Source organism: Nonomuraea polychroma (assembly GCF_004011505.1).
GTDB lineage: Bacteria > Actinomycetota > Actinomycetes > Streptosporangiales > Streptosporangiaceae > Nonomuraea > Nonomuraea polychroma.
The window spans coordinates 8,997,696-9,010,363 of sequence record NZ_SAUN01000001.1 but is presented as its reverse complement, the minus strand read 5'-3'; the positions used below and the strand labels follow the sequence as shown (position 1 = coordinate 9,010,363).

Annotated in this window: 10 protein-coding genes; 5 read left to right on the top strand and 5 right to left on the bottom strand. The window is 68.8% G+C overall.

Annotated elements, in window-relative coordinates:
- The first annotated feature begins 47 nt into the window (after window positions 1–47).
- Window positions 48–1,616 (top strand): cellulase family glycosylhydrolase, encoded by a 1,569-nt coding sequence (locus tag EDD27_RS41405; RefSeq protein WP_127937244.1) that lies wholly within the window; start codon window positions 48–50, stop codon window positions 1,614–1,616.
- A 199-nt stretch (window positions 1,617–1,815) separates the two neighbouring features.
- Here EDD27_RS41405 and EDD27_RS41400 read toward each other — a convergent pair whose 3' ends face one another.
- Window positions 1,816–2,331: a hypothetical protein gene (locus EDD27_RS41400; protein WP_127937243.1), complete on the bottom strand. Its 516-nt coding sequence runs from the start codon at window positions 2,329–2,331 to the stop codon at window positions 1,816–1,818.
- Complete coding sequence (locus tag EDD27_RS41395) at window positions 2,328–3,386, bottom strand: lytic polysaccharide monooxygenase (protein ID WP_127937242.1); 1,059 nt, start codon at window positions 3,384–3,386, stop codon at window positions 2,328–2,330. The genes EDD27_RS41400 and EDD27_RS41395 overlap by 4 nt, the downstream gene beginning before the upstream one ends.
- A gap of 185 nt (window positions 3,387–3,571) precedes the next feature.
- Here EDD27_RS41395 and EDD27_RS58065 point away from each other — a divergent pair, with 185 nt between their 5' ends.
- Window positions 3,572–4,930 carry a GH12 family glycosyl hydrolase domain-containing protein gene (locus tag EDD27_RS58065; protein WP_127937241.1) on the top strand — a complete coding sequence of 453 codons (1,359 nt, stop codon included), beginning with the start codon at window positions 3,572–3,574 and terminating at the stop codon, window positions 4,928–4,930.
- An 82-nt stretch (window positions 4,931–5,012) separates the two neighbouring features.
- Here the strand turns inward: EDD27_RS58065 and EDD27_RS41385 are convergent, their stop codons facing one another.
- The 3 genes from EDD27_RS41385 to EDD27_RS41375 all read right to left on the bottom strand — a co-directional run bounded on the left by EDD27_RS41385 (window position 5,013) and on the right by EDD27_RS41375 (window position 9,597).
- Window positions 5,013–6,278 carry a serine/threonine-protein kinase gene (locus EDD27_RS41385; RefSeq protein ID WP_127937240.1) on the bottom strand — a complete coding sequence of 422 codons (1,266 nt, stop codon included), beginning with the start codon at window positions 6,276–6,278 and terminating at the stop codon, window positions 5,013–5,015.
- Entirely contained in the window at window positions 6,265–7,236 is a 972-nt protein-coding gene (locus tag EDD27_RS41380; protein WP_127937239.1) for a LacI family DNA-binding transcriptional regulator, read from the bottom strand. The genes EDD27_RS41385 and EDD27_RS41380 overlap by 14 nt, the downstream gene beginning before the upstream one ends.
- Window positions 7,237–7,458: 222 nt before the next feature.
- Window positions 7,459–9,597 carry a transglycosylase domain-containing protein gene (locus EDD27_RS41375; RefSeq protein WP_338324688.1) on the bottom strand — a complete coding sequence of 713 codons (2,139 nt, stop codon included), beginning with the start codon at window positions 9,595–9,597 and terminating at the stop codon, window positions 7,459–7,461.
- A gap of 286 nt (window positions 9,598–9,883) precedes the next feature.
- Here EDD27_RS41375 and EDD27_RS41370 point away from each other — a divergent pair, with 286 nt between their 5' ends.
- The 3 genes from EDD27_RS41370 to EDD27_RS41360 are packed head-to-tail and all read left to right on the top strand — an operon-like array spanning window position 9,884 to window position 12,635.
- Window positions 9,884–11,092, top strand: a complete 1,209-nt coding sequence (locus EDD27_RS41370) for a hypothetical protein (RefSeq protein WP_127937237.1) — start codon at window positions 9,884–9,886, stop codon at window positions 11,090–11,092.
- Complete coding sequence (locus EDD27_RS41365; RefSeq protein WP_127937236.1) at window positions 11,089–12,084, top strand: hypothetical protein; 996 nt, start codon at window positions 11,089–11,091, stop codon at window positions 12,082–12,084. Before EDD27_RS41370 ends, EDD27_RS41365 begins: the two co-directional genes overlap by 4 nt.
- A gap of 41 nt (window positions 12,085–12,125) precedes the next feature.
- Entirely contained in the window at window positions 12,126–12,635 is a 510-nt protein-coding gene (locus tag EDD27_RS41360; RefSeq protein WP_127937235.1) for a MarR family winged helix-turn-helix transcriptional regulator, read from the top strand.
- The last annotated feature ends 33 nt before the right edge of the window (window positions 12,636–12,668 follow it).

Here is a 12,668-nt window from a genome sequence, read left to right as displayed (position 1 = left end):
CGCCCCGTGCAGCGGGGGCGGTTCCACGCCTCAGGGAGAGGCCCTTCATGAAGTCACTGTTCACCGCGCTGGCCGTCGCGGCGGCCCTCGCCGTCGTGCCGGCCACGGCCGCGAACGCGGCCACCGGCATCCACGTCAGCGGCACGAAGATCCTTGAAGGCAACGGCCAGGAGTTCGTGATGCGCGGCACCAGCCACGCGCACACCTGGTACGCCGGCCAGACCAAGGCGTTCGCCGACATCAAGTCGCTGAAGGCCAACACCGTCCGCGTCGTGCTCAGCGGCGGCCGCTGGACCGCCAACAACGCCGCCGACGTGGCCAACGTGGTCGCGTTGTGCAAGCAGAACAAGCTCATCTGCGTCCTGGAGAACCACGACACCACCGGGTACGGCGAGCAGAGCGGCGCCTACACCCTGGACCAGGCCGTCGACTACTGGCTCAGCGTCAAGTCCGCCCTGGTCGGCCAGGAGGACTACATCATCGTCAACATCGGCAACGAGCCGATCGGCAACAACGCGGTCACCCCCGGCTGGGCCGACCGCACCAAGGCCGCCATCCAGGAGCTGCGTGACAACGGCTTCGACCACGCGCTGATGGTCGACGCGCCCAACTGGGGCCAGGACTGGCAGGGCACCATGCGCGACAACGCGCGGTCGGTCTTCGACAGCGACCCCGACAAGAACACGATCTTCTCCGTCCACATGTACGGCGTCTACGACACGGCCGCGGAGATCACGGCGTACCTGGACGCGTTCAAGACCGCCGGGCTGCCGCTGGTGATCGGGGAGTTCGGGTTCAACCACTCCGACGGCGACCCGGACGAGGACACGATCATGGCGCAGGCCGTGAGCCGCGGCATCGGCTACCTGGGCTGGTCGTGGAGCGGCAACAGTGGCGGCGTCGAGTATCTCGACCAGGTGACGAACTTCGACGTCACCCGGCTCACCTCCTGGGGGCAGCGGCTGTTCAACGGCGCCAACGGCATCGCCGCCACCGCCAAGGAGGCGTCGATCTATGGCGGCGGCACCAGCGACCCGACCCAGCCGACCCCGCCGGGCGCCCCGTCGGCGTCGAACGTCACCGCCTCCGGCGCCACGCTGACCTGGACCGCCTCCACCGACAACGTGGGCGTGACCGGCTACGACGTCTACACCTCGACCGGCACCCACCTCGGCGCCACGGCCACGAACTCCATCACGCTGACCGGGCTGTCGCCGGCCACCGCGTACCAGGTGTACGTGCGGGCCAGGGACGCGGCGGGCAACCAGTCGGACCCGTCGCCGACCGTGCCCTTCACCACGCTCGCCGGGGGTGGCTGCACGGCCGCCGGCTCCGCGCAGAGCCAGTGGAGCACCGGCTACGTGGCCGGGGTGACCGTGACCAACACCAGCTCCTCGACCAAGAACGGCTGGACGGTGACGTTCAAGCTGCCCGACGGGCACACGATCACCGGCTACTGGAACGCCGCGGTGACGGTCGACGGCCAGACAGTGACGGCCAAGAACCTGAGCTACAACGGCACGCTGGCCCCCAACGCGAGCGCCGGATTCGGGTTCCAGGCCGGCCGCCCGAACGGCAACACGGAGCTGTCCACCGGCTACGCGTGCGCCAACTGAACACCCCGGCCGTCGGCTGCGTATGAGGAGGTGAGGCCACAACTCCATATCCCTGCCCAATGAACACCATCCCCGCCCGGATGGGACGGACGCGGTCGATTCCTCCAGTCGGCCGCGTCCGTTTGTTTCGATCCCTCTGCACCCTTTCCGGATGGCCCGCTTTGTCGCCGGCCCGCGGACGTCCCCAGCGAGAACACCGCTATTTGACTTGGGCGAACCGCTGGCGAGCGGCCTCGATGGCCGCGTCGTCCTCGAACTCCTCCTGGAAGGCCTGCGTGTGATAGCGCTCGGGAATGAGGTTCCTGACCCGGTCCGGATAGCCGGCCCCCGGCTCGGGCACGCGGATCTGGGGAGGGATGCTGATCTTGACGGCGATCGGCCCGGCGGCCCGGACGGACGAGGCCCATTCAGGGCTCTCGCCGGTGATCGCGCACATGTGACGGGCGTACACCCACGTCACCTCCACGAGGGACTTGGCGTCCGCGGGCTCGGTGCCGAACGGCTCCACGGCGCACACCACGCGGGATTCGAAGTTGTGCCCGTGGGCGTGGTGCTCGTCGGGCGAGGACTCCTCGAGAATCTTGGTGACCTGCGCGGCGAGCTCTTCCTGCAACTGTGACGACGGCTGCCTGGCGGCGAAAAACATCACCCCGGCCAGGGTCAGGCTGGCCAGGGTGACGATCGCCGCGATCAGCCCGCGACGCGTTCTGATCACGGGCTGGTGCAGGTCAGGGTAGGTGGCGGGTTAGGAACCGAGCCAGTGGCGTTGAAGCCGAACGTCGTCGTGGCGTTCGGCGCCAGCTGGCCGTTGTAGTTGGCGTTCGTGACCGTCACGTTGGGCGGTTGCCCGGTCAGGACGGCGTTCCATGGTGAGCCCTCGAAGCCCTGCCCACCGCTGTAGGTCCACTTGACCGTCCAGCCGTTCATCGAGCTCGTGCCGGTGTTGCGCACGGTCACCTCACCCTGGAAGTGGCCGGCCCAGCCGGTGTCCGTGGCCTTCCACGTGGCTGTGCAGGCGCCCGTGGGGTTGTTCGTCGGGGTCACCGTCGGGCTAGGGCCGGGCTGCTGGCCGTCGGGACCGACACCGGTGACCTCGCCGTTGCCGCCGTCGAACACGACGTCGGAGCAGCTGTAGAAGTTCTCGTTGCTGTCCGAGCGGATCCAGTGGGTGAAGATGATGTGCCGGCCGGTCTTACCGGACGGCAGCTGGGCGTTCCAGTAGTAGTAGTTGAGCCCGCCGGCCCCGCCGCTCTCGGGCGGGTTGGTGACGCTGCCGAACGGCTCCAGGTCGGACCACTTCAGCGGCGCGTTCGGGTTCCAGCCGTTCTTGGTGATGTAGTAGTTGAACGCGCCCGGGTGCCTGGCCCAGTTGCTGTGCCGCATCTGGATGCTGGCGCCCGAGGTCAAGTGGGTCAGCGGCCAGTCGGAGCGGACCGCGTTGTATGCCGTGAAGTCGTAGGGCCCGCCGGTGCCGCCGCTGCAGATCTGCCCGTCGGGAATGAATCCGCTGGTCCGGCCCGCACCGTCGGAACGCAGCACCGCGAACCAGTTGTACAGGGGGGTCGTGCCGCTCTGCTGGACGGCGGCCGCACACGCGGGGTTGTAAGGAATGATCTGGCCGTTGTCGCGCAGGCCGTCCTGCCAGCAGAGGAACGTGCGGCTGCCGGGGAACATCGACACCCCGTGCGCCTGCGCCTGCGTGGGCACCATAAGGAGACTAGTGATCAGGACCAATCCGGCGGTGATCGCCGCCGACTTGAATAATTTCATGGGGATTCCCTTGTGCTGACGACAGAGGAAACCTGCCCACGACCCAGCCCGCCCGGCCAGCGCGATTGAATCACGGCCGGCGCGGCTTCGACAACGTGCGGTGAAACTTTCAGCCGACCTTGGTCTTTGCCGCTCTGGGTGGCATATTGGGAGCGCTCCCAGCAGCCTTGCACCCAAGGATCGACATGAGGCGCGCCTACCTTTCCCTGATCGCGTTATTCGCCACGTGCCTGTTCGCCGCACCGGCGCAGGCCGCCCCCGTGTTGTGCGACAAGTACGCCTCGACCACCATTCAGAGCGGGCGCTACGTGGTCATGAACAACGTCTGGGGCGCCGACACCGCGCAGTGCATCGACGTGAACCAGAACGGCGGCTTCACGGTCACTCAGGCCGCGCACAACAAGCCGGCCAACGGGTCCCCGGCGGCGTATCCGGCGATCTACGCGGGCTGCCATTACGCGACCTGCAGCACCGGCAGCAACCTGCCCATGCAGGCGAGCGCCTCGGGATTCGCCGCCCTGCGCAGCACCGTGAGCATGACCTATCCGAGCTCCGGCACCTACAACGCCTCCTACGACATCTGGTTCGACCCCACGCCGCGGACCGACGGCCAGAACACCGGCGCCGAGATCATGATCTGGCTCAACAGGCAGGGCTCCGTCCAGCCGATCGGCTCCCAGGTCGGCACCGTCACGCTGGCCGGCGGCACCTGGCAGGTCTGGTACGGCAACATCGGCTGGAACGTGGTCTCCTATGTCCGCACCACGCCGGCGACCTCACTCGACTTCACCATCAACACCTTCTACGCCGACGCGATCAGCCGCGGCTACGCGCAGCGGTCGTGGTACCTCACCAGCGTGCAGGCCGGCTTCGAGCCCTGGGCCGGCGGCACAGGCCTCGCGGTCAACTCCTTCTCCTTCGGCTCGACGGGCGGCGGCACCGACACCACGCCGCCGAGCACGCCCGGCACGCCGACCGCCGCGGGCACCACGTCGAGCAGCACCACCCTGTCGTGGGCCGCCTCCACCGACAACGTGGGCGTGACCGGGTACGACGTCCTGCGTGCCACCGGGGACACCTTCACCGTGGTCGGCAGCAGCTCCACGACGTCGTTCACCGACACCGGGCTGAGCCCCGCCACCACCTACCGCTACCGGGTGCGGGCCAGGGACGCCGCCGGCAATCAATCGCCCGAGTCGGCCGCGGCCACCGTGACCACCCTGTCCGGCGGGAGCGGCGGAGGGTGCACGGCCACCGCCGCCGTCCAGAACTCGTGGAGCAACGGCTACGTCGTCCAGCCGGTGACCGTCACCAACACCGGGACCTCGGCCAAGACCGGCTGGAGCGTGACGTTCACGCTGCCGGCCGGGCACACGATCACCGGTTCGTGGAACGCGAGCCTCACCGCCAGCGGCTCCACGGTGACCGCCAGGAACCTCGGCCACAACGGCGCCCTGGCGCCGAACGCCTCGACGAGCTTCGGCTTCCAGGCGAGCAGGCCGGACGGGAACACGCAGGTGCCGAGCGGCTACACCTGCGCGTGATGCCCGCGCGGGCGTGCTTTAGCGAGGGGTACGGACCGCGCGTTCGGAGGGGTACGGCTGGTGCTGCTGCCGTACCCCTCCTTCAATTGCGCCCGAGCGCGGATTCGATGTCGTCGAGCCTGGCCTCCAGCTCGCTCAGGCAGGCCGGTGAGAGCCTGCCCTCCCGCCAGCGGTCGGACAACTTCCTGCGGACGTCGGCCGTGGTGGACGCGTACGGTCCCCGCGGCGTCACGGTGGCGTTCAGCACCTGCTTGAGGTCGAGCACGACGTCGGCGTCGGTCGCGCCGCACGGCGTCCTCGCCTCCAGCACGGTGGTGAAGTCGTTCACCGCCTGATCCACGGTGACCGCGGCGGCCGGCGTGTTCTCGATGTACCTGGCGGTGGGGGAGACCGACGGCTCCACCACGGCCTTGTCCACCGGTGGCCGGCTCGCGCCCTGCTGCTGGAGTCCCGTCTGCTGGAACCACAACATTGCGGAGAGCGCCAGCGCGGCCGAGCTCGCGACCGTGAGGCCCCGCCTGACGTGCCGGCCCAGCGTCGCCGTGCCGAGCGCCGATGTCAGCTCGGCGACGACGTCCGCCGCCGAGGGCCGCTCCTCCGGCCGGTGCGCCAGGCACCGCTGGCAGAGTGAGGCGACGGCGTGCGGCACCCCGGGGACCCGCGGCGGAGGAGATGTCCGGCAGGCGGCCTCGATCTCCTCCCATGTGGTCTCCGGGTACGGCGTGTGCCCCGTGAGCATGGTGTGCAGCAGCACACCCAGGGCGTACACGTCGACAGCGGGATGGGTCGGCGCGCCGAGCAGGCGCTCGGGGGCGACGTAGGGCGGTGTGCCCCGGTCGTCCTCCGGGTCGCCCTCCCAGGCCGCGATGCCGAAGTCGAGCAGCTTGGGCCCGTCCGTGGTGAGCAGCACGTTCTCGGCCGTGACGTCCCGGTGGACCAGGCCGCGGGCGTGCCCGGTCATGAGGACGCGGGCCAGCCGCAGCGCGATGCCCGCCGCCTCGGTCCACGGCAGCGGGCCCGCCTCGATGCGCTCGGCCAGCGGCGTGCCGTCGAGCAGCGGCATCACGACGTAGGCCGCGACCCCGCCGTTGGCGGTGACGCATTCGCCGTAGTCGTAGATCTCGATGGTGTCGGGGTGGATGAATCGGGCGGCGGCGCGAGCCTCGCTGCGCACGTTGACCCGCGCGCCGCAATCGGTGTGCAGTGACGCGGTCAGCACCTTGAGCGCGATCATTCGGTGCAGTGACTGGTCAAAGGCACGCCAGATGACGGACATGCCCCCGCGGGCCAGCGGATCCAGCAGCAGATACCGCCGGGCCAGCACCTCCCCCGGCTCAAGCCGACTCACGGACGACCAGTTCCGTGGGGAGGACAGGGTCGATGCCCGCGGCTCCCGTCAGGAGCAGCCGGGTGGCGACCGTGGCGAGCTCCTCGACGGGCTGGCGGATCGTGGTCAGAGCGGGGACGGTGTGCTTGGCGACCGGGGCGTCGTCGAACCCGATCACCGCGACGTCCGCGGGCACCTTGCGCCCCGCCCTGCGCAGCGCCTGGATCGCGCCCGCCGCCATCAGGTCCGAGGCGACGAAGACGGCGTCCAGCCCTGGGGCGTGACGCAGCAGCCACTGCATGGCATGGGTGCCCGAGGCGGCGGTGAAGTCGCCGTAGGCCACCGGCACGTCCGGCGCGCCGGCCGCCTGCAGGGTGCGGATCAGCCCGTCCAGCCGGTCGCGGGCCGCGGGCAGGGACGGCGGACCGCCGATGGCGGCCACGTTCCTGCGGCCGCTGAGCAGAAAGTGCTCGGCCGCCTGCCGGCCTCCGTCGTAGTTGTCGACGTCGGCGTACGGGAGCTTGAGGTCGTGGGGCGGGCGGCCGATGTTGCGTACCGGGACGCCCGACGTGGACAGTTTGATCGCCAGGGGATGGCGTTCCCTGGCGCCGATGATGAGCACCGCGCCGGATAACGCGGGCAGGGTCGACGACGTGGGGGTGACGGTCGTGACCTGGAGATGGGTGCCGTGTTCGGCGATCACGGCGCCCGCGGCGGACAGGAGCCTGGCGTAGTACGGTTCGGAGAACAGTCGGGGCAGATGGTCACAGATCACGGCCGTGACGCCGTCGGCCATGGTCTTGGCTGCCGTTCCCCTGGGCGCCCGGTGCCGGACGTACCCCATTCGGGAGACGGCGTCGTAGACTTGGCGGCGGGTCGAGGTACTGACCCGCACCGAGCCTGTGAGAACTCGGGATGCGGTCGCGGGGGAAACCCCTGCAGCGGCCGCCACCTGTGCCAGTGTGGGCTGCTCGGTCATGGAGCACCTCGCGGAAAGTTCCTGGGAGCGCTCCCAAGGTACCAATGTTTCGCCCCTGTTAATAGAGCCTTTGCAAGGAGTGCGTCCCATTGTGCGGACGCACTCCGAATTTGCGGAGCTAGAGGCATTGGTAGTTGCGAGAGGTTTTTGTGCAGGATGGTGATCTCGGTATATTGACCAGCCCGATTTGTCATATTTGGGTGTTGGAAACCCCCGGAACGATCAGTCGTCTCCTAGGCCAAGCGTGACGTCAAAGGGGTCGTCGTCGCTCTGCGGCTCCTCACGGTCGCGCTCGGGCTGCACCGGCGCGCAGCTCTGACCGCAGCCCCCGAAGCGGGCGGTGTTCACCGGCGTGAAGTCCGTCGGTGGGATGCCCTTCAGTGCGGCGATCATGGTGTCCTTCCAGATCGGGCCGGGGATCGAGGCGCCGAAGACCGAGCTGTAGTAGCGGCCACCGATGGTGACGTAGTTGAGCTTGTACTTCTGCGCGCCGCGCGGGTCACCGATGCTGACCGCCCCTGCCAGGTCCGGGGTGAACCCGGCGAACCAGGCCGTGGCCTGCGAGTCCGTGGTGCCGGTCTTGCCGGCGGCCGGTCGGCCGATGCCGCCCACGCCACGCATCGTGCCCTTGGTGAAGACGCCGGACAGGATGTCCGCCGCCGCGTCCGCGACCTCGGGATCCAGCGCCTGCTTGCACTTCGGCTTGTACTCGGTCGCCTTGCCGTAGCGGTCCTTGATCGAGGTGATCGCCATGGGGGCGCAGTATTTGCCGCGCGCGCCGATCGCCGCGTAGGCGTTGGCGACGGTCACCGGATCCATCTCGTTGATGCCGAGCGTGAAGGTGGAGTATTCCTGCAGCTTCAGGCCGTCGGACCGCTTGATCCCGAGCGACTGGGCCGTCTTGATCACGTTGCACAGGCCCACCTTCTGCTCCAGCGCCATGAAGAAGGTGTTCACCGAGCCCCAGGTGCCGGTGGCCAGCGACTTGAAGCCGCCGCCGCCCTCGTCGTTGGTGACGGTGTGGCTGGGGTCTCCGATGTTCTCGCCCTTGCAGTTCTTGAACGAGGAATAGTAGGGGGCGCGGTAGCCGCTGCCGACGGAAAGTCCGTCGTTGATCTTCATGCCCTGATCGAGCGCGGTGAGCAGCGTGAACGTCTTGAACGTCGAGCCGGCCTGGAAGCCGGTGCCGCCGCCGTGCACCGCGTCGGCCACGACGTTGTAGGACATCTCCTTCTTGCGCTTGTTGTTGCCGTACTTGCGGCTGGCGGCCATGGCCTTGATCGCGCCCGTGCCCGGCTGGACCAGCGCCTCGGACGCGACCGGGTTGTCCGTGGCGAACACGTGCTTCTTGATGGCCTGCTCGGCCGCCTTCTGCATCTTCGGATCGAGGGTGGTCGTGATCTCCAGGCCACCCCGGTTGAGGTATTGGCTCCGGGCCTTGGCCGTCTTGGCGAAGACCGGGTTGGTGAGCACCTCGTTGCGGACGTACATGCAGAAGTACGGGTAGTCGCTGGCCCCGCAACCGCCCGGGATGTCGGTGCCCTTGTAGCCGAGCTTCTTGGCCTTGGCCTCCTGGGCCTCCTGCGGAGTGATCTTGCCCAGCTTGGCCATCGTGTCGAGGACGAGGTTGCGCCGCTTCAGCAGCCGGTCCCGCTGCTCCTTGCCGAGGTTGGGGTCCGTCGCGTTCGGGTCCTGCACGGCGCCGGCCAGGGTCGCCGCCTGCGCCAGGGTCAGCTCAGAAGCGCTCACGCCGAAGAACCGCTTGGCCGCCGCCTCCACGCCGTACGCGCTCGCGCCGAAGTAGGCGATGTTGAGGTACTTCTCCAGGATCTGGTCCTTGGTGTACTTCTCCTCGACCGCCATCGCGTACCGCAGCTCCCTGAGCTTGCGCGCGTAGCTGGCCTCCAGCGCGGCGTTCTTCTCCTTCTCGGTGGTCGCCGAGTTGAGCAGCACCTGCTTGACGTACTGCTGGGTGATGGACGAGCCGCCCTGGGCGATGCCACCGGAGCTGAGGTTCTTGGCCAGGGCGCGGATGGTGCCCTCGATGTCGATCGCGCCGTGCTCGTAGAAGCGGTAGTCCTCGATGGAGATGATCGCCGTCTTCATGACGTCGGCGACCTGGTCGAGCGTGACGTTCTCGCGGTACTCCTCGTAGAACTGCGCGATCTGGTTGCCCTTGGCGTCCAGCAGCACCGTCTTCTCCGCCAGCGGGGGCTCCTTGAGCTCCTCGGGTTTGATGCCCAGCTCCTCAGATGCCGAGACGAACATCGCTCCGGTGCCTCCGACCGCGGGCAGCGCGATGGCGGCGGCCACCACCCCGGCTGCTGTCGCGGCCGCGGTCAGGCGCGCGATACTCGACACACGGGAACCCATGTGGAAATTCCCCCAACCTTCCTGGCAATCTCGGGCAATAGGGTGCATCCTAAACCCGCTCATGGCGTGCTCCTTGTAAAGGCTTGGACCTCAGGAGGCGCTGGTTGGTTCGGCCTCGATGCGGTGATTTCCAGCACATCTCCTTGATCGCGGATCAGGCCTGCCCACGGCTTCCGTCAGAGGTTGGCAAAGAAGCGGGTCAGTCGCCGGGCACAGGCACGCCGCTCTGGCAACGTCTACCAGGCATATCTTCCTGGCCTCGGTGGAGGGTCTCATGCGTCGTGTCGGAGATGGCGCGTACTTCGATCGGCTGCTCCGCGCTGCCCGTACGCACTGGGGGGAAAGGCCCCTCGGCGACCGGTGCGTCGTGGCCGAGGCGTTCGACCAGGACATAAGATCCGTGGCCCGCACGCTCATGGTCGCGAAGGCCGTGTGCGGCGCGGCCAGGGGGCGGCTGGTCGTGCTGGGCGACCCGGAGGTGCGGCAGCTGGGCGAGGTGTTCGGGGCCGCGCGCGACCCGCAGCCGGAGACGCCGCCTGTCGCGCTGGTCACCCCCCGGGTGGACCACAGCGTGCCCAGGGACATCCCGGTCGTGCACGTGCACGGCACCGGGACGGTGCAGGCGTACGCGATGTTCCCCACGGACGGCCCGAGCTCCTTCCGGGAGGAACTGCCCAGCCAGGTGGCGGCGTTCTTCGATGCGCACGTCTGGCCGCATCGGGACTTGATCAGACCCAGCGCGGAGCGTGTGGCCTGGCAGGCGAAGAGCGGATACCAGGTCCGTACCGACACCGAACGCCGCCAGCTCCGCAACTACGGTTGCGCCCGCCTGGGCCTCGACCCCGGCCTGCCCACGGTCACCGTGTTCGGCCACCAGCCCGGCGAGGACACGGAGCTGTTCGAGACGACGGCACACTTCGCCACGTCCGACGAGTCGGCCAACTGGTTGTTCCTCGACCCGGTCGGCGCCGCCCACTCCCGGATGAAGTACGTGGCCGACAGCCTGTCCACGAACATGTTGTGGAGCCTGACCGACATTGCCGTCACGTTCGGGGACAGCGAGCTGCCGGCCTTCGGCATCCCCGTCATCCAGGCCGGCTGGTCAGAAGGGGCCGAGTGCGGCGCTTCGCACGTCTCGCGCTCGCCGTGCGAGCACCGGCAGCTCCTGGAAGAGGCCATCGCCAGGCACGCCAAGGGCGACACCATCCTCGGCCCAGAGCAGCGCGAGCGCGCCCGCCTGTGGCTCTGGCTGCAGCGCTGCGGCGGGGACGTGCCCACCCAGCTCCTGCCGCACTGGGAGCACGGCGAGGACTACACCCGCGTGCTGGCCGTCAACCTGCGATACGTCGAGCGCGACGGCGACCCGCTCTTCTGCGCGGTCCACCGCATGTGGGCACGACGTGACCCCCTGCTCACCCGTTTCGACTTCTATGACCCGGCAGACCTGTCCACCACACTGACCCCCGCGAGGAGCACTCGATGAGCAGCGGATCCGCCACTGACCTCGACCAGCTGATCCTTCCGGCGATACCGCCCGCGCACGTGCTCAGCGGCCAGAACGCCGCCTTGCAGGTGACCGATCGGTTCCACCGGGGCTCGCAGATCGTGGGCAGATTCGAGACGTCCGGGCTGGCCGGGTTCAAGATCGCCGCACAGGGCCGCCCGCTGCGGGTGCGGATGACATTGTCGGTGGACGAGCGGTCGTTGATCGGCTGGCACACCGGCGAGGGCGAGCCTGCGAGCTCGCTGCCGCGGCTGATCCAGATCCGCTCCCAGGGACGGCTGCGCCAGTGCCTGCTGTTGCGCGGCCGCAAGGCCCACGCCCAGGTGGGCTTCGACCTGTCGGCGGAGGAGATCCCCGACGACGGACTGATCTCCATCGAGGCGCTCGACATCACAGAGGGCGACGGGGTCAGCGACGAGGTGCGCCAGATCGTAGGCGGACGTCTCATGCCGGACGGCGTGGCGGGGCTGCGGATCGACAAGATCGTGTTCGAGGAGCCGCCGCCGGTGAACTTCGACCCCGACAAACTCGACGGGTGCCGCTGCGAGCTGTACTCGCTGATCAGCGCCGGCGGGCTGGCGAACGTCAACAAGCAGGGCGCGCGCCTGCTGCGCTCGGGAATGTTCTTGATCAACCCGGTGCTGCCCGGCGCGTTCGGGTCGACCGGCCGGATCACGCTCCGGCTCGGCACCAAGGCCGAGCCGGCCAGCATCGTCCCGGCGACGTGGCGGCGTATCAACAGCGAGCTGCGCTGGCTGCGCCACGCCGCCAAGAAGCTCATGGGGGCGGCGGCGCCCACGGTGGACCGCATCCTCAGCATCAGGGACGGCGACGCGGGCCGGCCCAAGCGGCGGGTGCAGGGCAACATCACCGAACTCGAGCTGCCCACGCCGGCCCGGTCGCCGATGCTGGTCATGATCAGCCCCGTCCGGGGTGTGATCCCGACCCTGGAGTCCGGCACCTCGCACTAGTAAGGGTGTGAACTATCCCGGGTCGAATAGGATTTGGGCCCATGGGCGACGCCATCGACAGGATTCTCGAGGAATGGCGGCGTGAGCGGCCCGATCTCGACCTGTCGGCCATGGAGGTCTTCGGGCGGCTGGCCCAGGTCGTGCGTCTGATGATGCCCCAGGTGGATCGGGTGTTCACCAAGCGCGGGCTGCGGCAGGGGGAGTTCGACGTGCTGGCCGCGCTGCGCCGGGCCGGGCCGCCGTACACGCTGATTCCGTCCGAGCTCTCGGATGTGCTGATGATGTCGCGGGCCGGCATGACCAACCGGCTGGATCGGCTGGAGGCGGCCGGGTTCGTCCAGCGCAGCCTGGACCCGGCCGACCGGCGCAGCTTCCGCGTCCGGCTCACCGACGAGGGCCTGCGGGTGGTGGACGAGGCGCTCACCGAGCACGCCGCGAACCTGGCTCGCCTGGCCACCCCGCTCAGCCCCGAGGACGCCGCCACACTGGCCGCGACACTGCGCAAGCTGCTCGACGGACCCCTGGGTAACCCGGGTCACCGCGAGGCTTAATGGCCCGGGAAAAATAAATGATCACGCTGTGAT

Excerpts from the sequence above, each read along its gene's own strand:
- EDD27_RS58065 (WP_127937241.1), top strand. The coding sequence starts at position 3,572 with ATGAGGCGCGCCTACCTTTCCCTGATCGCGTTATTCGCCACGTGCCTG.
- EDD27_RS41395 (WP_127937242.1), bottom strand. The coding sequence starts at position 3,386 with ATGAAATTATTCAAGTCGGCGGCGATCACCGCCGGATTGGTCCTGATC.
- EDD27_RS41360 (WP_127937235.1), top strand. The coding sequence starts at position 12,126 with ATGGGCGACGCCATCGACAGGATTCTCGAGGAATGGCGGCGTGAGCGG.
- EDD27_RS41380 (WP_127937239.1), bottom strand. The coding sequence starts at position 7,236 with ATGACCGAGCAGCCCACACTGGCACAGGTGGCGGCCGCTGCAGGGGTT.
- EDD27_RS41405 (WP_127937244.1), top strand. The coding sequence starts at position 48 with ATGAAGTCACTGTTCACCGCGCTGGCCGTCGCGGCGGCCCTCGCCGTC.
- EDD27_RS41365 (WP_127937236.1), top strand. The coding sequence starts at position 11,089 with ATGAGCAGCGGATCCGCCACTGACCTCGACCAGCTGATCCTTCCGGCG.
- EDD27_RS41370 (WP_127937237.1), top strand. The coding sequence starts at position 9,884 with ATGCGTCGTGTCGGAGATGGCGCGTACTTCGATCGGCTGCTCCGCGCT.